This is a genomic window from Chryseobacterium sp. CBo1, from assembly GCF_001693475.1.
Classification (GTDB): Bacteria; Bacteroidota; Bacteroidia; order Flavobacteriales; family Weeksellaceae; genus Chryseobacterium; species Chryseobacterium formosense.
The window spans coordinates 18,907-43,857 of record NZ_MAUH01000013.1 but is presented as its reverse complement, the minus strand read 5'-3'; the positions used below and the strand labels follow the sequence as shown (position 1 = coordinate 43,857).

General features: G+C 33.2%; 19 protein-coding genes. 3 read left to right on the top strand and 16 right to left on the bottom strand.

Annotation, left to right across the window (positions count from 1 at the left end; translation table 11 throughout):
* Positions 1 to 25 precede the first annotated feature (25 nt).
* The 3 genes from BA768_RS09815 to BA768_RS09805 all read left to right on the top strand — a co-directional run bounded on the left by BA768_RS09815 (position 26) and on the right by BA768_RS09805 (position 1,800).
* Positions 26 to 763 (top strand): ABC transporter ATP-binding protein, encoded by a 738-nt coding sequence (locus tag BA768_RS09815; protein ID WP_065720594.1) that lies wholly within the window; start codon positions 26 to 28, stop codon positions 761 to 763.
* A 19-nt stretch (positions 764 to 782) separates the two neighbouring features.
* Positions 783 to 1,304 (top strand): hypothetical protein, encoded by a 522-nt coding sequence (locus BA768_RS09810; RefSeq protein ID WP_065720593.1) that lies wholly within the window; start codon positions 783 to 785, stop codon positions 1,302 to 1,304.
* A gap of 61 nt (positions 1,305 to 1,365) precedes the next feature.
* On the top strand, positions 1,366 to 1,800 hold the full coding sequence (locus tag BA768_RS09805) for a hypothetical protein (protein WP_065720592.1): 435 nt from the start codon (positions 1,366 to 1,368) through the stop codon (positions 1,798 to 1,800).
* Between the two features lie 37 nt (positions 1,801 to 1,837).
* On the opposite strand, the gene BA768_RS09800 is transcribed toward BA768_RS09805, so the two are convergent.
* The 16 genes from BA768_RS09800 to BA768_RS09725 all read right to left on the bottom strand — a co-directional run bounded on the left by BA768_RS09800 (position 1,838) and on the right by BA768_RS09725 (position 24,942).
* A complete protein-coding gene (locus BA768_RS09800) occupies positions 1,838 to 2,638 on the bottom strand; it encodes a patatin-like phospholipase family protein (RefSeq protein WP_065720591.1) in 801 nt (266 codons plus the stop codon).
* A gap of 122 nt (positions 2,639 to 2,760) precedes the next feature.
* Complete coding sequence (locus BA768_RS09795; RefSeq protein ID WP_065720590.1) at positions 2,761 to 3,375, bottom strand: PH domain-containing protein; 615 nt, start codon at positions 3,373 to 3,375, stop codon at positions 2,761 to 2,763.
* Between the two features lie 162 nt (positions 3,376 to 3,537).
* Complete coding sequence (gene lpdA / locus BA768_RS09790; RefSeq protein ID WP_034674789.1) at positions 3,538 to 4,926, bottom strand: dihydrolipoyl dehydrogenase; 1,389 nt, start codon at positions 4,924 to 4,926, stop codon at positions 3,538 to 3,540.
* Positions 4,927 to 5,143: 217 nt separating this feature from the next.
* Entirely contained in the window at positions 5,144 to 5,407 is a 264-nt protein-coding gene (locus BA768_RS09785) for a hypothetical protein (RefSeq protein WP_065720589.1), read from the bottom strand.
* A gap of 109 nt (positions 5,408 to 5,516) precedes the next feature.
* Positions 5,517 to 8,180 (bottom strand): glycoside hydrolase family 3 N-terminal domain-containing protein, encoded by a 2,664-nt coding sequence (locus BA768_RS09780; RefSeq protein WP_083206628.1) that lies wholly within the window; start codon positions 8,178 to 8,180, stop codon positions 5,517 to 5,519.
* A 249-nt stretch (positions 8,181 to 8,429) separates the two neighbouring features.
* The gene (locus tag BA768_RS09775; RefSeq protein ID WP_065720587.1) at positions 8,430 to 9,872 is read right to left on the bottom strand and encodes an alpha-L-fucosidase; all 1,443 of its coding nucleotides are present in this window, start codon (positions 9,870 to 9,872) and stop codon (positions 8,430 to 8,432) included.
* Between the two features lie 178 nt (positions 9,873 to 10,050).
* Positions 10,051 to 10,944 carry a TIGR01777 family oxidoreductase gene (locus tag BA768_RS09770; protein WP_065720586.1) on the bottom strand — a complete coding sequence of 298 codons (894 nt, stop codon included), beginning with the start codon at positions 10,942 to 10,944 and terminating at the stop codon, positions 10,051 to 10,053.
* A gap of 168 nt (positions 10,945 to 11,112) precedes the next feature.
* Entirely contained in the window at positions 11,113 to 11,835 is a 723-nt protein-coding gene (locus tag BA768_RS09765; protein WP_065720585.1) for a YqjF family protein, read from the bottom strand.
* 107 nt (positions 11,836 to 11,942) lie between these two features.
* Positions 11,943 to 12,755 (bottom strand): DCC1-like thiol-disulfide oxidoreductase family protein, encoded by an 813-nt coding sequence (locus BA768_RS09760; RefSeq protein WP_065720584.1) that lies wholly within the window; start codon positions 12,753 to 12,755, stop codon positions 11,943 to 11,945.
* Between the two features lie 495 nt (positions 12,756 to 13,250).
* On the bottom strand, positions 13,251 to 13,652 hold the full coding sequence (locus BA768_RS09755) for a hypothetical protein (RefSeq protein ID WP_065720583.1): 402 nt from the start codon (positions 13,650 to 13,652) through the stop codon (positions 13,251 to 13,253).
* A 7-nt stretch (positions 13,653 to 13,659) separates the two neighbouring features.
* Positions 13,660 to 14,004, bottom strand: coding sequence for a hypothetical protein (locus BA768_RS09750; protein WP_034674772.1), 345 nt, complete (start codon positions 14,002 to 14,004; stop codon positions 13,660 to 13,662).
* 69 nt (positions 14,005 to 14,073) lie between these two features.
* Positions 14,074 to 14,442 (bottom strand): hypothetical protein, encoded by a 369-nt coding sequence (locus tag BA768_RS09745; RefSeq protein WP_065720582.1) that lies wholly within the window; start codon positions 14,440 to 14,442, stop codon positions 14,074 to 14,076.
* Between the two features lie 89 nt (positions 14,443 to 14,531).
* Positions 14,532 to 15,032 carry a GbsR/MarR family transcriptional regulator gene (locus tag BA768_RS09740; RefSeq protein WP_065720581.1) on the bottom strand — a complete coding sequence of 167 codons (501 nt, stop codon included), beginning with the start codon at positions 15,030 to 15,032 and terminating at the stop codon, positions 14,532 to 14,534.
* A 162-nt stretch (positions 15,033 to 15,194) separates the two neighbouring features.
* Entirely contained in the window at positions 15,195 to 19,727 is a 4,533-nt protein-coding gene (locus BA768_RS09735; protein WP_165601783.1) for a TonB-dependent receptor plug domain-containing protein, read from the bottom strand.
* 4 nt (positions 19,728 to 19,731) lie between these two features.
* The gene (locus BA768_RS09730; protein ID WP_065720579.1) at positions 19,732 to 22,500 is read right to left on the bottom strand and encodes a hypothetical protein; all 2,769 of its coding nucleotides are present in this window, start codon (positions 22,498 to 22,500) and stop codon (positions 19,732 to 19,734) included.
* 78 nt (positions 22,501 to 22,578) lie between these two features.
* Positions 22,579 to 24,942: a VWA domain-containing protein gene (locus BA768_RS09725; RefSeq protein ID WP_065720578.1), complete on the bottom strand. Its 2,364-nt coding sequence runs from the start codon at positions 24,940 to 24,942 to the stop codon at positions 22,579 to 22,581.
* Positions 24,943 to 24,951 lie beyond the last annotated feature (9 nt).

Below are 24,951 nucleotides of genomic sequence, written 5' to 3'. Positions count from 1 at the left end.
TATTTTTGCCAAAATATTTCATTTTATGTCTCTTCAGGTAATCAATTTAACAAAGAAATTTGGTGAGCAGACTGCTCTTAATACGATCAATATCAATATTGATAAAAGTGAAATCATCGGGCTTTTGGGACCGAACGGAGCAGGGAAATCGACTTTGATGAAATCTATTGTTGGGGCATTGAAAATCGATGAAGGTGAAATTATTTTTAACGGAAAAAACATTACAGAAAACGAGATTGAAAGCAAGAAAAAGATCGGTTTCCTGCCTGAAAACAATCCGCTTTACCTTGAAATGTATGTGAAAGAATATCTTCAGTTTGTAGCCAATATTCACAAAATTTCTGAAGCCAGAGTAGATGAAGTGATTGAACTGGTCGGAATTACTCCCGAAAAATCGAAAAAAATAGGACAGCTTTCTAAAGGTTACAAGCAAAGGGTTGGTTTAGCACAGGCAATTATTCATCACCCGGATTTGTTGATCCTGGATGAGCCTACAAACGGATTAGACCCGAATCAGATTCTTGAAATCAGAAATGTGGTTAAAGAAATCGGCAAAGAAAAGACGGTTTTGCTTTCTACACACATCATGCAGGAAGTTGAGGCGCTTTGTAGCCGCGTGATTCTTATTCACAAAGGAAATATTCTTCAGGATTGCAATATCGATGAGTTTAAAGGGAAATTTAGCAGTCTGGAAGAAGCTTTTGCGCATTATACCCAGAATTTTGAGGTTAGCGTTAAGGTTGAAATTGAGACGAAGCATTAATTTTCAAAATCATAATAAAATGAATTTAAAATCTTATTTTTCTTTAATTTTATTATATTTTTTTTCTTCAACAAATATTTTTAATGCTCAAATTACCAAGCAAGAAATTATTAGCGAGGTTAATTTTATTAATAGCAAAACCAATGCTGATGAAGAAGATTTTCACATTTTCCAACCAGGTCACTCTACTGATGAACATCAAGTAACCTCGGCTGATGAAATTCAAAATGATAAAGAAAAACCTATAAAAGTTGTTTTAAAACATTACTGGTATTTATATGATAACAACTTCTCCAAAACAACAATCTATCTAAAAAATTCTATTCCAATTTATATTGTTAAAAAGAAAAAAGCTACTTTAAATTACAGCGATTCTGTGGAAAGAAAAGAAGTTTTAATTTCTCATACTAAATTTTATATCTATAATTGGGAAAAATGGCAGTATGAAAAGGAAATTATAAAAGATGGAGGATTCTTACTTGAAAATAACATAGATAAAAAAGAAATAGAAAATATTATCATTGCAAATCAAAAGAAATAATTTTTAATATTTCGGTTGGCTCTAAATTTGATTCCCCTTTTATAATTTTAAAACAAATAAAATGATTAAGAAATTATTATTAGGAACTTTATGTATTGCTCAGTTTTCTCTGATTTCAGCGAACGATTTTACGCCCAATCCTATTAAAGATAACGGAACGGGATATTTTCAGAACGTTCCAAAATCGGTTATTATTAAAACTAAAAAATTTAAAGTAAGAATTGATAAACAACCCAATGGAAACTACCTGTATCAATCTTGGGGAGCCAATACGAAAATTACGGCAAAACCAGCTATGATTATCAGTAACGGAGAATTGATTCCGGACGGATCAGGAGGAAATTATTATTTTGAATTTAATAATAATGGAACAATTTATCAGGTTTGGAGAAATTACCTTACTGCCTCAGCGAAAAAAGCACCTTACACATTAGTTGTTATCGATCAAAACGGTAAAACAATCGTCAATCAGGATGCGCAAATCGTTAAAAATTAAATATCAAACTCTCGCTTTAAAAGTGAGAGTTTTTTCTTTATGAGCCTAATTGTTTCAGTTGTGTAAAATAATTGCTTTCTGCAAAGCTTTCTTTAGCTGCACGATATCCGATATTGAAAATTTGTTCTAACCGGTCTTTTTTTCTTTCAAAAGTTCCGTAGCTCGATAAATCCTGAGACGAAATAAACCAGTCACAATACTCAAATTTAACCTTTTCGATGCGATATGACAGTAGATCATAAGATCTGGAAACAATGGCTTTAATCGATTTTAAATCGTTGATTTTAATATCATGGGGAGGCGAAACAAAAATGCCAATCAGTTTATCACAATCATCACGAATAATATCTGCAGGAAAATTGTTCAGAACACCTCCATCACAATACATTTCCTCGCCCAAAATATAAGGTGTCGTAATTCCCGGAATGGAACATGAAGCGATGATTGCATCAGTAACAAGGAAGTCCTTATCAAAAATTTTCTCCGTTCCGCCAACCAATTCTGTAGCAACAATTTTTACTTCCTTATCTAAATCCCCAATTTTCATATCATGAAAAATAGGTTTCAGATAGTTATTAAAAATAACTGAAGAGACCAAACCAGGCTGATTGAATGCAAAATGTTTCCAATTGAAAAAGTACACTGACTGAAAGAAATCTAAAATCTCTTCAGGTTTTTTGCCAATTGCATAAAGACAACCTACAATAGAACCGGCACTACAACAAGCCAGAATATCGATATCAATATTCTGTTCGCTTAGGAATTTTAATACTCCTGCATGAGCAATACCTTTGGTTCCGCCGCCCGATAAAACCAATCCTGTTTTTTCAAAGTTCATTGAATAAATGTAAGAAAACCTCCTATAATATGGTATTTAATTATTCTAAATATTTTGTTAATTGTTTTAAAACAAAAAACCACAGAAAAAATCTGTGGTTCTAACATATAAATTATTGAATCTTAATTATTAATATATTTTTCAAAAATTTTGGAGAAATCTTTTTGGGTATATCGATCAAAACTATTGGTGTTCCAGGCGAAAATATATTCGTTGATGGCCTTTAGTTCCTGACTTTTCGAAACATTTTCCTGCTTTCCCGATGCCACACTGCCAATTGCTTTCTGGATGCTGTCATTAGAAAAATTCAGTAATGAATGATTGTGATGAACTTCCTGCTGAATTGCCAAAAGTGCTTTGTACAAGTCTTTCAACTGATCAACCTGACCTTTTGCAACACTGATCATCAAAGGAATATTTCCGATATTGAATGAGATTTCAACATCTAAATCGATTGTTCCGGCAGTCTGCAAAACTACATTCGAAAAAGGAAACTGATAATATTCGTATCTTCTTAAAATTCTTTTTCTGTCAATCGCACTGGCCCCATCGATATGAATCAAAGCTCTGTTGGTAAAACAATATTCGTCTCTTTTAGATTTAATCAAGAAGAAAATTTTCTCATTGTCTTCCGACAAAATATAATCATCAGAGTCTACTTTGTCATAATCCTGAGAAGGAATGATCTTACCGATGTCTCCCAATCCTAATGCTTCTGCAGCTAATTTCTTAAACATAATTTATTTTAATTTGTATTTTTATTAAGCGAATAAAATTAAGAAAATAAGTGAAATAAAATCAAAAAAATCATCTTACAAAAAGAAAAACCACAGACAGAATCTGTGGTTTTGATATTGTTAAACTTTGTCAAAGATTTTCAACTTTGACAAAGTGAAAAATTAAATATGAATTACTTCTCCATAAGCAGCAGCAGCAGCTTCCATAATCGCTTCAGAAACCGTTGGGTGCGGGTGAATTGACTTGATGATCTCGTGACCAGTCGTTTCTAATTTTCTAGCAACAACAGCTTCAGCAACCATATCGGTAACCCCTTCTCCGATCATGTGGCAACCTAACCACTCACCGTATTTAGCATCGAAAATTACTTTAACGAAACCATCTGTATTTCCGTTTGCAGTAGCTTTTCCACTTGCAGAAAGAGGGAATTTACCAACTTTGATTTCGTATCCTTTTTCTTTAGCCTGCTTTTCTGTAAGACCAACAGAAGCAACTTCAGGGTGACAATACGTACATCCAGGAATATTGCCATAGTCAATTTTCTCAACGTGCATTCCTTTGATTTTTTCAACACAAGTAATCCCTTCAGCAGAAGCAACGTGAGCTAAAGCCTGAGTCGGGATCAAATCTCCGATTGCGTAATATCCCGGAACTGAAGTTTCGTACCATTCGTTTACCAAAACTCTGCCTTTATCTGTCTGAATTCCCACTTCTTCAAGACCAATGTTCTCGATGTTTGCAGCGATTCCAACAGCTGAAAGTAAAATATCAGCTTCAAGAACGATGTTTCCTTTTGCTGTTTTTACAGTCGCTTTTACGCCTTCTCCGCTTGTATCTACGCTTTCTACAGAAGCATTTACCATAATTTCGATCCCTGATTTTTTCAAAGATTTTTCTAAGTGCTTAGAAACGTCTTCATCCTCCACAGGAACGATGTTTGGCATAAATTCAACAACAGTTACTTTTGTGCCCATTGTGTTATAGAAATCAGCAAACTCAACTCCGATCGCTCCAGAACCTACAACAATCATAGATTTTGGTTGCTCAGGAAGAGATAATGCCTGTCTGTATCCGATTACTTTTTTACCATCTTGTGGCAAGTTTGGTAATTCTCTTGAACGAGCTCCAGTTGCGATAATGATGTGAGTACCTGTATATTCAGTTACTTTCCCGTCTTTATCTGTAACAGAAACTTTTTTACCTTTTTGTACTTTTGCCGTTCCTAAAATAACGTCGATTTTATTCTTTTTCATCAAGAATTCAATCCCTTTGCTCATTTTAGAGGCAACACCACGGCTTCTCTGAATTACGTTTGGAAACTCAAAACTAGCTTCCACTTTATTCAAACCGTAATCTTCTGCATGATTAATATAATGAAAAACCTGAGCCGACTTCAACAAAGCTTTAGTCGGAATACATCCCCAGTTGAGGCAAATTCCACCTAAATTTTCTTTCTCGATAATTGCAGTTTTGAAACCCAACTGTGCCGCTCTGATTGCAGTAACATATCCACCAGGACCACTCCCGATAACAATAATATCGTAATTCATTAGTTTAAAATTTTTATGCGAATTTAAGGAAAAATATTGGATGCACCACGTTTCTGATAATTCGTGAGGTGATGCATAATAATCACCATTTTTATTTAATTATAAACAAAAAAGAGAACACAAAAAGCATTCTCTTTCAATAAATTTTATTTTAATTTAAAAATCTCATAAAACTGAACAGATATTGAAATTTTCACTTTAATAATATTTTCAATATCTATTTAGCAGTTCTCAGCAAACGTTTTTCATTCTGGTATCTTTCATTTAATGCTCTAAGCTGATCCTGTTTCATTTTCTTAGTTGCAACAGGATGATTTAAAATCATTTTCTTTTCTGCATTATACCTTTTATTTAATTCACTCAGTTTACTGTTGTATAATTGCGTTTTCGAAGGATGCGGTGGTGCAGGCGGACGTTGTTGCGCGTATGCCGTTGCTGATAAACCCATCAATAAAATTGTTGATATAAATAACTTTTTCATGACATTTACTTTTTTTGAATGACTTTAATGAATTAATCATTATCAATTAAATTCATTCAGGTTTAAAGTAAAATATTACATATATCGTACCAAGATTCTACTCCATATTTTACTGGACTTCAATATTTTGTTTTAAAGGAAGATTTTTTGAAGAATTTCCAACCATGATTCTGTAGGTTCCTTTTTCTACAATCCAATTCATTTTTTCATCTAAAAATTTCAATTCCTGAACCGGAACTTCAATCAAAATCTGCTTTGATTCTCCCGGTTTTAACAGTACTTTTTGAAAACCTTTCAATTCGATAATCGGTCTTGAAACCGAAGCCAGCAAATCTTTTACATATAATTGAACGACTTCACTTCCGGCTTTAGAACCTATATTTTTTACGTTAACATTTGCAACAATCGTTTCGTTTTCAGAATATTTCGTCTTATTTAATTGTAAATCAGAGATTTCAAAAGTCGTATAGCTCAATCCAAAACCAAACGGGTACAATGGTTCACCGCTTAAATCATAATAATCATTTCCACGACCTGTCGGATGATGATTGTACATCAAAGGTAACTGCCCTTCCTCAATCGGAAACGTAATCGGCAATTTTCCGGATGGATTTTCTGCTCCGAAAAGAACTTTTGCAACGGCATTTCCGCCTTCTTCTCCGGGATACCAAACATCTAAAATGGCGCCGACTCTATCTTTCCAATCGGTAGTTTTAATAGCAGAACCGCCAACCAAAACAACTGTTGTCGGTTTATTTAATTTTGAAACTTCCTGAATAAACTGTTCCTGATTTCCGGGTAGACTCAACGAAGAACGATCCTGAAATTCACCTTCATGAATTCCTGCTGTGACGATGATGTAATCTGCATTTTGAGCCATTTTTAAAGCATCATTAAAATCTTTCTGATAATCATTTAAGCCATAATTCCAAATCAGTTCAATGTTCGCTTCACCTCTATTTTCGTGGAATTCAACAACAATATCAGATTTTTGACCTTTCACAAAATCTATATCAACTGTTTTGGTTGAATAACTCAACTTCTCCCAATTGTCGATCATTAATTTTCCATTTAAATATAATCTGAAACCATCGTTTCCACGTAATCCAAGCTGATATTTTCCAGAATTTGGAGCTTCTAATTTTCCCATCCAACGAACGCTGTAATTGTCGGGTTGCAGTTTTTCAGGATTTGGGGAATACAATGTCCATTTGAAATTCAGTTGTTCATCTTGCTTTTCAAAAGCTGGATTTCCTTTTAAATTGGGATTGGGAAAATAATTTCCTTTTAAACCTTTTTGATTTTCAGAAGATAAAAACTCACTCGGAACGGTTGTGAAATTCTTCAAATTCCAGTCAATTCCTTTTGAATAATTGACCTCGATATTCTTATTTTTAATGAAATTTTTAATTCCATCCAAAATACTCACTTTTTTATTCCCCGGCCCTGAATAACCACCTAATCTTGCATCAACAGCATCCGTTCCAACTACTAAAATCTTTTTATAATTTTCAGAAATCGGGAGCGTTTGATTATTATTTTGAAGCAAAATAAAAGATTCAATGGCTGTTTTTTCGGCTAATGGTTTATGATTTAATTTCTTTAACTCTTCAATATCTTTATTAGAAACGTAAGGATTTTCAAACAAACCTAATTCAAATTTTGCTTTTAAAACTCTTGAAACTGCATCATCAATTCTTTCCTGTGAAATTCTTCCATCCAAAAATGGCGGAATAAACAATTTATAATGTTGATATTCTGTCTGAAAAATTACATCAAGTCCTGCATTGATGGCCTGTGCAGAAGCGTCATCGTAATCTTTTGCCGTAAAATGCAGAACATTTGCACCTCCAACCGCACTTGCGTCACTGATGACAAAACCTTTGAAATTCCAATCTTTTTTTAATTTTTCGGTCAACAGCCAATGATTTGCCGTTGAAGGTCTTCCGTTCAATAAATTATAAGAAGTCATCACTGAACGACTTTTGCCTTGTGTAAAGACTTTTTGAAAAGGAATCAAATGCGTTTCTTCCAAATATCTTTTGCTCCAATGAATTGGATATGAGTCTCTTCCACCCTCTCCAACATTTGCTAAAAAATGTTTTGGAGTAGTAATAATTCTCTGATTTTCAAATGAAGTGACGAAATTAACGCCCATTACCGAAGTCAAAAACGGATCTTCACCATACGTTTCCTCTGTTCTTCCCCATCGAACATCGCTTGCCAAATTTACAACTGGAGTCAGTATCTGACGAATTCCCCTCAATCTAGATTCTTTGGCAATGGCTGTCGAAACTTCTTTCATCAACTCAGGATTGAAAGTTGCCGACAAGCCAATTGCCTGAGGAAAAGCCGTCGCACCTTCACGCATCAATCCATGCAAAGCCTCATCAAAAGGGATAATTGGGATTCCCAATCGGGATTCTTCCACAAAATATTTCTGAATGGCATTGATTTTTTTCGCCAGTCGTTCTGCGTCTTCGTTTGCGTTATATTTCAACAATTGTCCGGCAACGCCACCACCTTGATTTCCTGCACTCACCTGCAATCCGAAGATGCCGTGAGAATATTGACGTTTCGGAACATTGTCCAAATCTCCGGGAATCATGAAACACTGCCAGAATTTTTCTTCCGGAGTCATTCTTTTCAGCAAATCCTGGACTCTGGCTTCAATAGGTTGTTTCGGGTTTTTGTATAAAGGTTTTTGAGCGGAAATAAATATCATACTCAGCAATGAAATAAATGTGATTTTAAATCTAAATTTATAGCTCATAAAATGATTTTGAGTTAATAATTGTTCTTTTGTCTTGAAACAAAAGAACCAAAAGTTCAAGACTTGGAACTCTCCGCTAAAATTTTGAAAAACTTCCTAAAATTTCTAAACTCGGTCGGAAACAACGTTTTAACAAATAAATAATAATTTTTGCCGACACTCAAACAGTAGAAATTTCTTAACGGAATTTTTTCAAAATTTCTTAACGCTTCGATTTCCTAAGTCATTTTAAAAAGAAATGGTTCACAACTATTCACTAATTTGAATTACAGTTGTGTATTTTAATTTTTTACGGTCTTCAGGTAATTGAATTTCAATTAGATCACCCGATTTTTTCCATTTAATTCTATTCTTTAAGCCTAAAACTATTAATGATTTTGGTTTAAAAGTTTCAGGAATTATAAAATTCAGAGTAGACGGAGCTTGATAATTCGTTTTTTCTTCAATGTGAAAAATATTCAGCGTTTTTCCGTCTTTGCTTTGTGTGTAATAAAAACTCCCATCATGATAAGGTGCGACAGCTCTCGTTTCAAAAACCGCTGATTGATTGTGATCCATCCAAGTTGAGATTTCGTTTAATCTTTGATAAACAATTGCATCGTAATCTCCGTTGGGTCCGGGAGCAATATTCATTAGGTAATTTCCACCTCTGGAAATGATTTTAACTAAAGTTTCAATGATTTTTTGAGAGGATTTATAATTGTCATTCGGAACATACGAAAACGAATCACCCATCGTGATACAGCTCTCCCAAGGGATAGAAAGTGCGTGCTCAGGAACGGCTTGTTCGGGTGTCACATAATTTTCCCATTTTCCGGGAACAGTGCGGTCTACAACGATAATTCCGGGTTGATTTTTTCGAGCCATTATCCCTATTTTATCCATATCAATATCCTGTTCCACCTTGATGGTTCTCTGCCATTCTACTTTTGGATCGATGGTGTTGAAAGGACGAACCCAACCTCCGTCTAACCAAAGAATATCGATTTTACCGTAATTTGAAGTGATTTCATTTAATTGATTAAATGTGAATTTTTTGAAATTGTTCCATCTTTCAGGATATTTTTTGGGATCGTAGTTCACATTTCGGTCTTTTGGCGGAAAATACGACCACCAATAATCGTCAGAATGCCAATCGGGTTTTGAAAAATAAGCTCCGATTTTGAAGCCTTCTTTTCGGAATGTATTGAAAATCTCTTTTGTCACATCCGATTTTGGATTTTTGGAGAAAGGGGTTTTTGAAGAAGTTATTTTGTAATCAGACTGTTGCGTATCGAACATTACAAAACCATCGTGATGCTTTGTTGTAAAGACCACATATTTCATTCCTGCCTTTTTTGCTGCATCTGCCCATTTTTGAGGATTAAATTGAGTCGGATTGAAAGTCGTCTGAAGATTTTCGTAGTTTTCTACATATTTATTGTAAGATTTTCCGTGTTCGGATTTTCTTTGTGTCCATGATTCATCTTCTGGACATAAGCTCCAGCTTTCGACAATTCCCCATTGGCTGTACGTTCCCCAATGCATGAACAATCCGAATTTTAAATCCTGCCAGTTTTCAAGATTTTGAATAACCAATGGATCAGTTGGTTTTTGGTAGCCCTCCGAAACATTGTGAGCCTGTGAAAAAAAAGTGGATGATATGATGAATGAGGAAAGAAATATGATTTTAGTTTTTGGTTTGATGAACATCGAAGTTTAGTTTTTGCTAATTTAATATTTCAGCGGAAATTTTTAACCACAAAAGACACAAAAGATTAAAACACATTAGAATTTAAGATTATTATCACACTTTATAAAAGAACACATTAGTTTTGAAAATCGAAGATTTTCTATTGCGTGGGTTTCTAATCCCGTTTATTTTTTATTTTTAAACCAAATCGTTAAATGCAGATTCAATATTTGAATAAGTAAATTCAAAGCCACTTTTTATTAATTTCTGAGGATAAACATTTCGGCTTTTTAATAATAATTCGGTCTCTGTTCCCATGAAGATTGAAGCGATTTCTAACTGCCAAACAGGCGCATTTAATCCAAATGGAACTTTCATTTCTTTTCTTAATTTCATCATAAATTCTTCGTTAGACAGAGGATTTGGAGCAGTTACGTTGATTACTCCAGACATATTTTCATTATCAATAATATGTTGGATCGCTTTGCAAAAATCATCAATATGAATCCAGCTTACGTTTTGGTTTCCTCTTCCTTGTTTTCCGCCTAAACCTGATTTTGTCAGCATTTTTAATTTTGGAAAAGCTCCTCCATTATTCCCTAAAACGATGGAAGTTCGTAAAGCTACTTTTCTTACATTTTCTGTTTTTGATTTAAAAAATTCTTTTTCCCAGCTTTTACAGATATTCATAGAGAAATCATCGCCGATGATTCCGTTATCTTCTGTATTTAAATGGGTTTCGGAATGGGTATAAATGGTTGCCGAACTTGAATTTAGCCAGACTTTTGGTTTATTAAAACATAAATCAATGGCTTCCTGAAGAACTTTGGTACTGTCAATTCTTGATGCGAGAATTTCTTTTTTATTTTTTTCTGTGTAACGGCAATCGACCGATTTTCCTGTGAGATTGATTAAAACATCAGAGTTTTCAAGCAAATTTTTCCATTCACCCACAGTTTTTGCATCCCAATGGATTTCATTTTTACGTTTTGGATTTCTTGTTAAAATATAGACTTCGTTTCCTTTTTCAACGAAATATTTTTCAAGGTTTTTACCGAGAAATCCGGTTCCGGCAGCGATGATGATTTTCATTTTTTTGAGGTTAAGATTGAGGTTAAGGCTAAGATTGAGAGTTTAAACACATTAGTCATATTAGTTTTAGTTAAATATATTGAGAATATTTCAGAGCACAAGAGATTGAAAATCAAAGATTTTCTTTTGAATAAAAAATATCTTTTCAGCATTTCCACTTGGCTCTTTTTACTTTTTACTTGGCTGTTCTATCAAATATTTTTTCATTCTGACTTCAATTTCAGAGCCTTCTGCAAGCATAACGGACAAAGGCTTTTGGTGATTTAAACATTCAAAATCTTTTCCATAAACCTTTTTGAAATCTATTTCCAAATGATGATCTTTCACCGGATACCAATCCCATTTTGGATGGCAGACCTCATATTCTGAGGTTTTATTTCCGCGTTTCGTGAAGCCCCAATAATGTTCGGTGATAAATTCAAATTCAGATTCGTTGTCCATTTTTCGGGATTTGCTTTCAGCATTTATCTGTATGGAATTCCAGTAATCTTCTTTCCATGAATATTTTATAATCAAATTATCCTCGCTGTAATACATTTCGTTGTTCATTTTCCTGGTTTTATAGTTTTCCTGGTAAATTGAATTTGCAACGATACTCAAGGCATATTTAGGAACGATTTCTTTGATGAAAACTACTCCTCTCTTCCAATCATTGCCTTCTTTTTTCTTTACATAAAATCTTAAATTTACTTCTTCAAAATTGCGATGGAAAGGAATTGGCAGTCCTAGTAATTTGGTATTCAAAAACATGAATCCGACAAGGCTCACATAGCATTTCTCCCGATAAAAATCGAGTTCTGTTCCTGTTGGAAGATATTTCATGAGGATTTCAGGATTTATTTCGTAGTTGATGATGGCCAATTTTCGCCATTCGGCTTTTAGGAATTTCATTTTGTTTTGGTTTTTGGTTCATTGTTGGTGGTTGTTGGTGGTTGTGGTTGGTGATAGGATTTCATCCTATCCTTTAGAAAATCGTCCCTTCGGGAGTCTTTACAACATTATTTGTTTGATAAGATTAAAATAATCAAAACCGTCATTCTAAAGATCATCCATGAAATCGTTGGGAGAAAATTTAATTTTAATATTTTACATCTTCGGATATGTTCTAAAAACATGATGAAGACGGCAATTCCAAAATAAATTATTGATGAAATTGGATTTAAGTTTAAAATTAATGCAGGAATTAAAAGCAACGTTCCGATTAATGACACGGTCATCATATTTCCCAGATAATCCCATAATTTTACTTTTAAATATCTTCTTAAAAATAGAGTTTGCCAAACGATTTGACTTAAACAAATTACAAATTCTCTTCCGAAATTATGATTTAAATTTAAACCTAACCGAGCACTGAAAATACTTAACACATAAGAAGAAAATAATATTACAAAAGAGATGTAAACCAGTCTGTATTTCAAATTAAAATCAGGGACACAAGCTTCGCCCGAATGATCTTTTGCAGAAGGAATAATCTGTTTTCTGTTGTAAGAGACGAAAGAATACAGCTTTTTGAAAAACCAATGCAAAGGTTTTACCCTGGCAATTTTTTCTAATGTTGGAAAGGAATTTCCGATGATTAGTAATAAACTATCTAAACCGTAAATCACTTGATTCTTTTCATGATCGACTAGTGCAATTTCGTTTTTTGCACGATAAAAATCAATCAGGTTTTTGTTCTTCAAACTTAATTCTGTAAAGGCTTCTCTACCTTTTTGATCCAACATTCCGGCTTTGATGAAACCTTTAGAATAGATGTTGCACATGGGGCATTCGTTGTCGTAGATGAGGGTGTGGTTTTGTAGGGTTTTCATAACATTTGATTTTAAAAATTATAGGCTCGTTAAAAAATCTTTAGATTTTTCTCTACAGTAAAATAAATAGGCAACCGCCATTATTGGGCTCAAGAATATTCCGGTGACCGGTATAAAAGAGAATAAATCGAGAGGAAAGTTTATTTTGTTTAAAAGTAAATATATCCATATCGGTAAAATCAGAATTCCATAGATTTTTATGAATAGATCCGTACAAAATCCTATCATTACTTTCAGTAAATAGCTTACCAACTGAACTCCCCCACTACAAAATAGGAAATAAACCAAACTGAGAATAAATTGTTTCACTTAATTGATACAAACACCCAACAACTAGATAGCCAAAAAATACAGTCATCTGTAGATAATAATCGATTTTTAAAAAAGTTTTCATGGCAATAATTTTTAAAACATTTGACTTTTCGATTTTCCTCTGAAATAAAAGATGAGGAATAAATGAATGATTAAATTTTTCATAACGGTTAATTTTACGACTTAAGATTCTATAATTTCTTCGTCTTTGATTTTATCTTTATTCATCTCATGTTTGCGACCTTTTAAGAACAACAAAAGATTCAGAAGCATCATAATTCCGAGGTAAATGGAGAATCCGCCAATTTTTTTGCTTAAAGCAACGACTAATCTCTCGACCGTTTCAATTTGGAAAAACTCAATGATGCAAAGGGCAAAACCAATATTTAAAAGGTAAAAGCCGATTTTAAACAGTGAATTGGTTGCCATTGCAATGTCTTGTTTCTGATGAAAAATATCGATCATAAAAGTTTTAGAATTTTTAAACAAAAACTGAGAAACAAGCACAGTCAAAGTGATGACGATTGGCAGATAAATCATGTACGCTGAAAAGTTGTACGTTTGGGTAAGGATGGTTGCTGTCATGATAATTTTATTTTATAGTTAATTTTTTTCTTAATAGATAAAGAGCAGTAATGTTGGTAAAATGCAATACACAAAGGATTAAAACAATGATTCCAATGCGAGTGGAAACGGTAGTTAAAAGTTCTTCAATATTTGAAATTCTATTCCAGAAACTCAGATTGATGGCGATGTAACCGAGATTGACGAGATAATAACTTCCAAGGAGAATCCGATTGACGGTCAAACAAAAATCTTTGTCTTTGATGAGATATTCCAGATAAATTTTTCCTGAGTTGAAGCATCTTCTACCCACATCAATCGTTATATATGAACTGATTCCAAGAAATAACAGATATGAAATGATATTGAACATTTTATAAGTATTTTATTTTCAATAATTTTTAAAATTTAGTTCGAAATAAAAAAGAGTTTCTATCTCTTTCTATTCTCCACGATAATTTTTAATGACATAGAATCCGTAAATCAAATAGTACATATTAAAAAGTATTCCTCCTATGCCCATAAAGTAGATCTCAAAATCAATATTAGAATTGATAGATAAAGAAGAGATAGCATACAATGAAATGAAAAATAAGATCACTCCAAAGAAGTAATATCGGTGAAATTTACTTGCGACCGTGCAGATTCTTATTAAAAAACCTAAGAGATTAGCAACACCCATAAAAAAGAGGGCAATAAAAAAGTCTGATGCCTGATCTTGTTTACTATAATCTACGAGAATGTAAAAAAGACTTCCTAAACTTAAAATTGTTTGAAAAATCACTTCTGCTTTTAAAATATTCAGTTTCATGAGTTTTATTTTTTAATTATTATATCTTACTATACTTTCAATAATTTTTGAAACTTAAATTGAAATAAAAAAGGATTTTCGAGTCCTTTCTATTTTAATAAATTGGTGATCTTTCCGACCAGCCAGTGATCATCACTTTTAATGGCAAGATCCATAATGTTGAAAACTTTTCCGGTAACATTTTCCATTTCAATCATTAAATCTGTGAATCGTTTTGCTTCTTCCGTATTTTCATTAACATTTTTCAGTTCAGAGATTGAGCTTAAAACCGGTTCGATTTCTCTTTTTTTACGTTCTTTGACGAGTTGCTTGAACAGATACCACATATCTCTTTCGGCAAAAAAATATTCTTTTCGGTCGCCTTTCAGCAATTCTTTTCTTACTAATCCCCACTCCATCAGGTTTCGTAAATTCATATTGGCATTTCCTCTTGAAATTTCAAGCATTTCCATCACCTCATCGGTAGAGAGCGGTTTTCCTTCAGCCAAAAGTAATGCGTGAACTTGCGCCATCGTACGGTTGATTCCCCAATTGGTTGCCAAAGTTCCCCACGTCTGAATGTATTTTTCTTTTGCTTCTGAAAGTTGCATTTTTGTTTTCTTTTAAATTTCTAATACAAATATAATAATAATTTTTGAACTTTCAAAAATTATTGAAAGTTTAATTTTAAAAAATATTCTCCCATATCAGAAATACATAAAAATGGCTGATTTATTACAAAACCAGCCAAATAATTATTCGTAAACTTAAAGTCAAGGTTCAATTATAGCTTTTATTCCTTCATTCCAAAACTTCGATTCAGGCATATAATAAAGGTAAACATTACTCGCTTTTCCTATATAATCTCCTGCAAACTCTACTTTTAAATCTAAATTGATTGTCTTTATTTCATTTGCTTCAAAATATTCCCAATACAGAACAAGATAATTATCAAATATTTCGTAATAAGAAACTTGTTTTTTATCAACCATATCTTTCAATAAAGCATTTTGCAACGTAAGACCTGCAGGAATTCCGATTTTCGCAGTGGTCATTGGTAATTGCCCATTGACTTTGTTTTTCACGGTAATTGTCATTCTGTTTGTCTCTCCTACTTTTGAAGTTTGTGATTTTAGTTTTGTTTCTAATGTTACCGGAATCTTTTCACTTTTCGGAGCTTCCAAAGTATAATATTGATAATCGAGTTTAAAAGGCAAGCCTTTTTTATTTGAATAGTCAATATTTAAATCATTTTCTCCTTTTCTGAAAGCCAATGCAAAGCTGTTGTTTTTCCCGGAAACTTCAACATTATTAATTTTAATGACAGGCTTATCTGTTCCGTACAGTTTTTCATTTTTAGCAAAAAAAACGGAAAGTGTTTCTAAAGCTAAAGCTGTTGCCTGAGTAGAGCCAAATCCGTAATAGCCGTTATAATTAATCAGATCATCTGCTACTTCAGCAATCTCAAGCTGATTGGCTTTATCATTTTTCTGAAGTGCCATCATATATAGAGAAAGTGTTTCTGCATTGGCTGAAATACCTCCAGAACCCGTAAAAGTAATTTCAGTTTTTACATTTTTATCTGAATATTGTTTGTTTAAAAGAGAAATCAAAGTGCTATAATCTTCATTTTTACCAAGATTGAAGGCTGTATTTGCCATCAAAGCCAACTGATAAGAATCTTTTGTTGCCAATACTCTTTTTAAGCTGTACTCATAATTTTGAATCAGTTCATTTTTAAAACCAATTTTAGACAAAGCGTACAAAACATACATATTTCTCGCCCAAGAATATTCGGAATATCCGGTTTGCATTTCGTAGCTTTTTCTGACCTCAAAAAGACCGTTTGCATTTTTTTTAGATAAAATAAATGAGGTAAGTTTCTGAATCAGTTTTGTATCAACATTTACATATTTTTTCAGATCTCTGAATTCCAGCAAAGCAAAAGCAGAAACAGAGACATCAGATTCACTTCCTCCAAAATAAGAAAAACCACCATCGCTGTTTTTATAAGATAACATTTTCTGATAGCCTTTCTTCATATTACGAATGGCATTGGATTCTGTATTGGCATCTATCTTTTTTGTTGATTTTAAATAATCCAGAATAAAAATATTGGGATAAACGGTTGAAGACAGCTGTTCAAAACATCCGTAAGGTTCTCTTTTTAAGCGTTCTAAATCTTCAAACATCTGCAATGCCGAATTTTCGTAGACGTAATAAGATGCCATCAAACTTCCGTTAATATACTCTGGAATATTTATTTTTGAATATTCAGATTTATTGTTTACGATAGAAAAATGATGCGGAAAACCTTTTTCTTCAACTTTTAAAGGCAGAATCATCGTTTCCCTGAATTCTCCTGATTTTACAGCAAACTGAATATTGGAACTAATCAATTTATCTGTCTGCATTTTTACAAACAATCTCCCGGATTCTAAAGGTTTTAAGGTGATCAAACTGTCAGCTTTCATCAATTTGATATGATTCGGAACAATTACATCCATCGTTAAAGTTCTGGTTTCCGATGAATTATTTTTAATCACAACTGGAATGATCATTTGGTCTGTTCTTGTCAAATACTGTGGAATTTTTGCGTCAATAGATATTAAGCTTTGTGCAGCGTAAGTAGTTTCGTCTCTTCCTATCAATCCTGTTGCAGAAGTACCTTCAGTCATAATTCTGAAAGCTGAACTGGCATCAGACTGATAAAATTCGATCTGAGCTTTTCCTTTTTTATCGGTTTCTACAACAGGATTCCAATATAATGTTTCACGGTAATCGTGGCGATAAGCAGTGTTTGTAGACTCATAAACAGGATAAGAGAACTTACGTGAGTATTCATAGTGAGCCAGGCTGTCATTTGGAATATTCTTAACCGCAAAATAGGTTTGGGGAGTGATGTCGAATTTGATGTTTGAATTTCTTCCTTTTTTGGAATTAATAATAATGACTCCATTGGCTCCTCGATTGCCATAAATTGATGTCGCTGCCGCATCTTTTAAAACAGAAATGGCATCGATACTATTCGGATTTAAATTTCTAAATAATGTTGAATTTGAGATCATTCCGTCGATCACATACAAAGGCTCAGATTGTGAAGTAATTGAAGATACTCCTCGTATGACAACATCTATTTTAGCAGAACCGGGAGATCCTGAAGATGAATTTATGGATAAACCCGGAGCTTGACCTTGTAGTGACTGTAAAAAAGAAACATTTGGTCTATTTTCAAACATTTTTGATTCAACTGTCGTAATAGAACTTGTTGCCAAAGACTTTTTTGAAACACTATTATATCCTAAAACTACAACCTCTTCAATCTGTGTATTTCTTGAAATCGTATCAGATTTAGAATTCAAAGGCAAATTTTTCGATAATCCTTCAGTTGATGCTGTCTTTTCCTTTATTTCTGCTTCTTTTATGATCTCATCAATATCAATATTTTCTAAAGATTGCTTCACTAAAGGATTAATATTAAGTGTATAAGAAAGCATTCTCACTTTCACTTTCTGTTTTTTATCTGCAGATTTAGCAATAACAGAATAATATTCATTTCTGTTCAAATCCGAAAAATAAAACAAGCCATTCTCCGAAGTTGTCTGCTTTTTTATTTTGGAATGACCACTCACCAGATAAACTTCAGCTTTTACAGGTCTTCTATTTAAGTCTTCAACAATTCCGTATATCGGGTTTTTCTTTTCCGGAAGGTATTTGTAGTTTCCGTTTTTCTTAATATCGTCATTCATTTCAAAATAACGGTAACCATTCGTAAGCATAACTAAATCTAAACTCTTGGCAGCTTTCTCCTCCTTTTTATCAAAATAAAACTGCGGTTTTTCAATTTTCCCTTTCAATTCTGAATCCACCAGAAGCCATGAAAGAATATGGTTTTGCTTGTCATCGGCATACGTCCACAATTTATCATCAACAACACTGATCGAAAGATTTGCCGGAATGGGATTGTTTTTTTCGTCCGTTGTCTCTACATTCACAATTACTTTTTCTCTCGGCAAATAGTTTTTCTTTACCGGGGAAATTTTCACTTTCATCTGTTTATTTTCATTCGCAAAAACAATTCGTTCCGCTAAAGGAATATTATTTTCTGTCACCGTAAATCTGCAAATTCCTGTCGGAAGCTCCTCTTCTGGGATTTCAAGATGATTGAATCCTTTTTTCAGAATTAATGATTTAGAATAAACCTCTTTTTCACGGAAATTTCCAGAAATCAAAACACTTCTTTCAGATGTAGAGTTTATGATTAATCGTATGTTTTGATTTTCTTTTATACTATTTAAAACAATTCCGTCATTTTTTGCAAAAGGAAGATCATAAACCTGACTGATGTTTTCCGGTTTTACAACTTTTGCATAATATGTTTCACCATTTTTAGGACTAAAAGAAAAGCTTCCCATACCGAAATTATATGAAGAAACTTCCAATAACTTCTGATGATTCTGATTATAAATTCCTAAAACTGCATCTACAGGTTTTTCAAATTCATCCAAAACTTTAAATGCTACATTCTGTTCGACTCCGTTGATATAAGTTCCGCCTTCAGGCATAAATTTTAAATCCAGATTATTCAAAACAATCGGAATATTTCTCGAAATAGATTCTGTGAAACCATCAAAATTAACTTTTACATTCAGCAAAGCATCGGAAGATTTCAACACTTCAGGAAGTTTGAATTTCAGCAGATATTTTCCTTCTCTGTCAGTAATCAAATTGCCTTCGGTTATTTTTTCGCCTTCATGCATCACCGTAAAATAAGCTTCATAAAAAGGAATCGGAAGATTGCTTAGACTCCGCATCGAAAACTCCGCCAAAACCTCATCTCCTGCTCCATAACCTTTTTTCGGAAAGTCGAGTTTCATTAAAATTCGTGGAGACACAATTTTCTGTAGAGTAATCTCTTTTTCAAAGACGTTTTTGCCAGACTCATTCTGCATCCATGCAGTGAAAGCCCTTATTTTATAAATTCCGCCTTTCATATCGTTTCCGAAATAAAAATACCCTTCTGCATGACCATTTTTTATTTCATACTTCGATTTATTCACAACCGAGCCACTCGGATCGACCAGTTCAAAATTTACTACTTTACTTTGATCTGCCGGAAGATTATTTTGTGCCTGAAGAACATATATTTTGAAATACATTTCTTCTCCGGGCTTATAAAAAACATGATTGGTATGGATGTATGTTTTTTCTTTTTTGAAATCACTGAAATTATTCTGAGCATTAAAAAAAATACTTAGAAACAAAGAAAAAACAAAAAATATAGAGCGTAGAAATTTAAAATTCATTGTATTAAAATTTAAAAGAAACGGTGCAGCCATAGGTTTTAAAAGAAGGAAGATTAAAAAAATCTAAACCGCGGCTGTTGTCAAAATCATAAAAATTCTGGTTAGAATCTACTCCCCGGTTTGCCTGCCAAAGAAAGATATTATTCACATAAAAACTAACGCCTAAAGCTCTTCGAAAATTCCCGATGTCAAAATAAGCTGAAAGCGTAATATCATTAATTCTCACATAATCTGATTTCTCAACATAATTTTCGGCAACTCCCAAAAAACCATATCTTGTCCAACGATTATCACCAACCGCAAGATCCGGATTGTAAAAATCAACAGGAATCTGATTGGCATTTCCGTTGTAATTTACCCCTTCAAAAACATAATTTTTAATAATTCTTTCGTCTCCGGAAGTCTGAGAACGACCGTAATAATCGAGAACAGCCTGAGTTCCGTTCCAGACTTGACCGCCTTTTTTCCATTCCCAGTTGATGTTCAGCGCAAACATTTTATAATTGATCTGATGAGAAAATTTCATCACAAAATCCGGAGTCGGATCTGCAATTATTTTCATTCCTGAAGCTTTTACAGGATAACCATAATCGTCAATTATCAATTTACCTTCTGCATTTCTTTCATAATAACTTCCCATCACAGCTCCTAAAATCTGACCTTCGGATAATGTTTTATAAATATCATTAAATCCTGAAATCATCAGATTATTGTACCCGGAATTCACACGATCGACAATATCTCTATATTTAAAAAATGAAGCTTTACTACCGATGGAAAAATCATAACTGTGATAAATGTTATCATAATTGAAATTGACTTCATACCCATCATACGTATGGTCTGCGAGATTTTTCAAAACTAAATCCTGATTTTCGAAAACAGGAAATACATCGTTATTTATTTTTCGTTTAAAGTATTCTGCAGTCAAATTAATTCTGGGATTAAACAAAATAATTTTAAAGCCGGCTTTAGATTCTTTAATATTAATATTCGCAAGATTATTAAATGTTTCAACTTCTTTCAGAGGAAAATACTGATATGCATTTTGTGCAGAAAACTGTGTTGTAGTATAAGATGAGTAAGATTTTGCAATTTCGGGTTCTGCAGCCAATTGTGTATGAGCTCCCATGAATTGCACATCAAGATTATTCCATCCGAAAATATCCTTAAAAGTAAAATATCCGTTTACCTTTGGTATCCAGTACTTATTTTTAAGCGACGTATTCGAAATATAAAATGAGTTGCCGATATTCACACCAAACTCAAAATCATTATAGTTTTCGTAATCCAGATTATAATTAAAAATATAATCCTGTGAAGTTCTCTGATAAAAATAGTTTCTGTCTAAACTATGACTGACATTGATTTTCCTGTCATTTAAAATATGATTTAAACTAAATTTGTTATCGAGTTCGCCATCGTGCAATTTATAACTCGCCAAAATATTAGAATTGTAAAATTCATTTTTCTGGTTTCTGATATTGTAAAGTCCGACCGGAAAACCATTTGTAGAAATCTTATAAACATCACGATGCATCATATCCTGATTATCATAAGCCTGACTGATGCTTAGCTTAAAACCATTCCACTGTCTGTTTACATCAAAATTAAACTGACGGATATTTTCGTAATAATTATATTTTTCCGGTTGACTGAAAAGAAATTCAGGGTTGTCTGCATACAGACTGTAACTTCTTTGTAAACCATTGTTCAGATAAGCACTTTGTTTATTCGAAAAGGAAACCGGAGTCAGGAGAGAATTCTGATAAAGTCGGTTGAAAAGTCCTATTCTGTTAGTATTTGTAGCTTTATTTCCGGTGTAATTAAAACCTGCATTGATTTTAAATTTTAAAATTTCTGTGCTGAATTTAGCTTTAAATGTATTTGCAATATCAAACTGATCTATAAAATACATCTGATCTTTTTGCTGGCCGATATTCAGAGAAAGTCTTGCATTTTCATTATAACCTCCGCTCTTAATTATTGTATTCAGATTCAGCTGATTACTATACCCGACTGTTGTTTTGAAAAGATTGTTATCATAAATTTTTGCAGGAGAAATTCCGTCATTTAAACCAACTAATTGACCATTATTATCATATTCATAAGGTATTCCGTTAAAACCCAGAGTCGAAATATCCGGTCCAAAGCTGAACATTTCGCCTGTATCCGGACCTTTCCAAACAAGTGAACCATTTTCTGATCTTCCCTGAACATATCTGCTTTGCGTTTTGGGAATCCGGTTTCGGTTTTTCACGTCTAACGAAGTGCTGAAATTCCCGTTAAATACAAGATATTTTTGGGGTTGGCTTTTAATTTTATATAAAGAATCCGATTTTAGCTTTAGCTTTCTGATAACAGAAAAATCATGATCTGAATTTTTTCTCAGAGAATCGTAAGATTTTTCAATACTGAATTCGTCTGTTTCAGTTTTGATGATCAGATTTTCATAATCTTTGGAAGCAATATTTTCGACTGTCTGTCGGGGAACCTGTCTTTCAAGTATATTTTTCAGCTCCTGAACATAATGTACAACCTGAATATTTTTACCGCTATTCCAAACCAGAGTATCATATTCTTTTGCAGCGATAATGGCAAAGCCTTTTTCATCGGTTAATTCATAAACACCGCTATTTTTATTAAAAATTTTCAGAAAATTCTGAGGTTTCTTTTTTTCATTAAAAAACGTTCCCGAATAATAACGCTGAGAGTCCTGCGCAAAGGCAAACTGCACTGCAAATACAGGCAACAACAGGTAAACTTTTTTCATCTTCAATAATATTTCTAAAAATAGAGAAAAAAAAGAAATCTCCGAAGAAATTTCTTTTTTTGAATAAGACTTTTTCTGTTAGTTTTTAATCACTTTAAACGTTTCCCATCCTTTTTCTGTTCTGGCTCTGATTAGATAAACACTTTGCGGATAAGATGATATATCAATAGCACTCTTTCCGGACAGCTTTTCTTTTTTCATAATGATTTTTCCGGCTAAGTCATAGACAAACAATTCATCAATCGGAAGATCGGAAATAATATTTACAGGACCTTTCGTAGGATTGGGAAATATTTTTATCTGATGTTCAGCCTGACTTCCTGCTTCGGTTTCCAGTTTTTTATTCAGGTAATTTTGAGATGTGTTTTTATCGCATTCTGTAAGGGTGGCTCTTTGTAAAATCAGTCTCAGCAAAAGATCATTTAATTTTTCTACTTCATAAGATTCTACTGTAGGTTCAATGTGATTGTTCCCGATTCCGCTGTGGTTGGTAAGAAAAGTGTAAGTTCCGTTTGTCATCAGTGCAAAAGTTCTCATCAGATATTCTGTCTGTTTATCTATATCGCTTGCAGATAAGGGAATAATGGTAATACCTTTTTGAGCCGCGGCTTTCACATATTTAAAAAGCTTATCTATATTTTCCTGAGATTGATGTGGCGGTGCATCAAGAATCAAAAACATAATTTTGGTAGCATTTTCTGTACTCCATTTCAGATCATTTACCGAAACATCCATCGCTTCTACCACTGCCTCCGGGAAATCACCACCGCCTGAAGCATTTTGTTCTTTGATAAATTTCAAAAGCAGATCAGCATTGTCGTTAAAATCAAACTTCCTGGTCACATATTCATCTCCCTGATCTCTGTAAAAAACGGATCCGTATCTCACTTCCATATTTTTCAGATTAGATTCAACTTTTTTCAGAACATCCAAAAGTTCCGACTGTAAATAAGCAATTTCGTCTCCCATCGAACCTGTTGCATCGACTACAAAAGCAAGATCTAAGGCTCTTTTTTCAACACAGGGTTTATCAAGAATAATCAGATTTTGCCCGTTTTTGAATTCTTTAAGATGATTGCTGATAATATTGTTTGCTTTATCTTTTAAAATATATTTTCCGGTATTTTCATAAGAGTTAATCAGCGGATTAATCCATAATTCTGCATTCCCGAGATTGTCTGTTACCGCTTCCCAAACGATTTCAGCTTTATCGTTAACCAATCTCAGCTTCTCTCCGACAACAGGTTTTTTATTTTTATTAACCAGCTGTACGGAAACTCTTCTTTCAGGGAAAAACTGCCATTCATTTTTATATCTGTCTAAAGCCGGAAGAGCAATATCCATCCAATAATTCCATTTAGAAAAATCGTTTGCTTCTCCGGCGGTTAATTGTCCTGCCTTTGGAAGTTCCTCTTTTTTCTCTTCCGTTTTATCTAAAACACCTGTATTTGTTTTTGGGAAAAGTTTTTTCAGAAATTTATTAAACTTTTTATTTTTAGTTTTTGAAGTATCTTTTGTAGAAACTACAATAACTCCGTTTGCTGCTCTGCTTCCATAAATAGAAGTTGCGGCTGCGTCTTTGATAACAGAAACTTCTTTAATGCTTTCAGGTTTTAATTTTTTGAATTTTTCTCCGCTTGCAATTTCACCATTAATAATATACAAAGGTTCTGAACCTTCTTTAATGGAAGCTGCTCCACGAATAAGAATAGCACTTTTGGAAGAGCCCGGAGTTCCAAAAGAAGAACTAATTGACAATCCCGCAACTTCTCCTTTTAAAGAATTTAAAAATCCTGCACCTGGTGAATTACTTGCAATAAGATTTCCACTTATACTCGATGATGATGCAACTGCTGTAGGTTTCGTAGCTGTTTTATTATATCCAAGTACAACAACCTCTTCGATGTTTTTTTCTTTATAGCCACTGTCAAAAGGAATATAAGGAACTTCTTTATGAATTGCTATTGGCTTTATTTTATAATTTTTAATACGATTTATTAATGGTTTTTCTTCAAAAATAAAACCTGATTCATGATTGTAACGATCGTACAATATTTTAGCATCTTCATAGGCTAATATCTTCTGATTTTGTTTCTTCTCTACACCCTCCAATTCTTTTTCAATATTGGATTTTACTGTACTGTCAATTGTCTGAACATTTGAAACAGAGTTAGGCGAAACTGTATTTTGGGCAAGCTCAGGTTTTGTAATTTCTGAAGCATCATTCTTATTAATGAAATAAAATGCACCCAAACCAATGATCAAACTGGCGGCAATTCCGTAAGGAAACCAAATTGGTGTGTTTTTCTTTTTATTTTCTTCTTTATCTAATTTTTCTTCAACTTTTGACCAAACTTTATCAAAACCTGGAAAAGTCGCAGGTTCTTCCAAAGATTGAGAAGCCTCGTTGAATTTTTTATCGATATCGTGATTATTTTCCATTGTTGTAAA

What these genes read in the sequence shown, in the direction of transcription:
- BA768_RS09815 (WP_065720594.1), top strand. Translation starts at nt 26, where the DNA reads ATGTCTCTTCAGGTAATCAATTTAACAAAGAAATTTGGTGAGCAGACT.
- BA768_RS09810 (WP_065720593.1), top strand. Translation starts at nt 783, where the DNA reads ATGAATTTAAAATCTTATTTTTCTTTAATTTTATTATATTTTTTTTCT.
- BA768_RS09805 (WP_065720592.1), top strand. Translation starts at nt 1,366, where the DNA reads ATGATTAAGAAATTATTATTAGGAACTTTATGTATTGCTCAGTTTTCT.
- BA768_RS09800 (WP_065720591.1), bottom strand. Translation starts at nt 2,638, where the DNA reads ATGAACTTTGAAAAAACAGGATTGGTTTTATCGGGCGGCGGAACCAAA.
- BA768_RS09795 (WP_065720590.1), bottom strand. Translation starts at nt 3,375, where the DNA reads ATGTTTAAGAAATTAGCTGCAGAAGCATTAGGATTGGGAGACATCGGT.
- lpdA (WP_034674789.1), bottom strand. Translation starts at nt 4,926, where the DNA reads ATGAATTACGATATTATTGTTATCGGGAGTGGTCCTGGTGGATATGTT.
- BA768_RS09785 (WP_065720589.1), bottom strand. Translation starts at nt 5,407, where the DNA reads ATGAAAAAGTTATTTATATCAACAATTTTATTGATGGGTTTATCAGCA.
- BA768_RS09780 (WP_083206628.1), bottom strand. Translation starts at nt 8,180, where the DNA reads ATGAGCTATAAATTTAGATTTAAAATCACATTTATTTCATTGCTGAGT.
- BA768_RS09775 (WP_065720587.1), bottom strand. Translation starts at nt 9,872, where the DNA reads ATGTTCATCAAACCAAAAACTAAAATCATATTTCTTTCCTCATTCATC.
- BA768_RS09770 (WP_065720586.1), bottom strand. Translation starts at nt 10,944, where the DNA reads ATGAAAATCATCATCGCTGCCGGAACCGGATTTCTCGGTAAAAACCTT.
- BA768_RS09765 (WP_065720585.1), bottom strand. Translation starts at nt 11,835, where the DNA reads ATGAAATTCCTAAAAGCCGAATGGCGAAAATTGGCCATCATCAACTAC.
- BA768_RS09760 (WP_065720584.1), bottom strand. Translation starts at nt 12,755, where the DNA reads ATGAAAACCCTACAAAACCACACCCTCATCTACGACAACGAATGCCCC.
- BA768_RS09755 (WP_065720583.1), bottom strand. Translation starts at nt 13,652, where the DNA reads ATGACAGCAACCATCCTTACCCAAACGTACAACTTTTCAGCGTACATG.
- BA768_RS09750 (WP_034674772.1), bottom strand. Translation starts at nt 14,004, where the DNA reads ATGTTCAATATCATTTCATATCTGTTATTTCTTGGAATCAGTTCATAT.
- BA768_RS09745 (WP_065720582.1), bottom strand. Translation starts at nt 14,442, where the DNA reads ATGAAACTGAATATTTTAAAAGCAGAAGTGATTTTTCAAACAATTTTA.
- BA768_RS09740 (WP_065720581.1), bottom strand. Translation starts at nt 15,032, where the DNA reads ATGCAACTTTCAGAAGCAAAAGAAAAATACATTCAGACGTGGGGAACT.
- BA768_RS09735 (WP_165601783.1), bottom strand. Translation starts at nt 19,727, where the DNA reads ATGAATTTTAAATTTCTACGCTCTATATTTTTTGTTTTTTCTTTGTTT.
- BA768_RS09730 (WP_065720579.1), bottom strand. Translation starts at nt 22,500, where the DNA reads ATGAAAAAAGTTTACCTGTTGTTGCCTGTATTTGCAGTGCAGTTTGCC.
- BA768_RS09725 (WP_065720578.1), bottom strand. Translation starts at nt 24,942, where the DNA reads ATGGAAAATAATCACGATATCGATAAAAAATTCAACGAGGCTTCTCAA.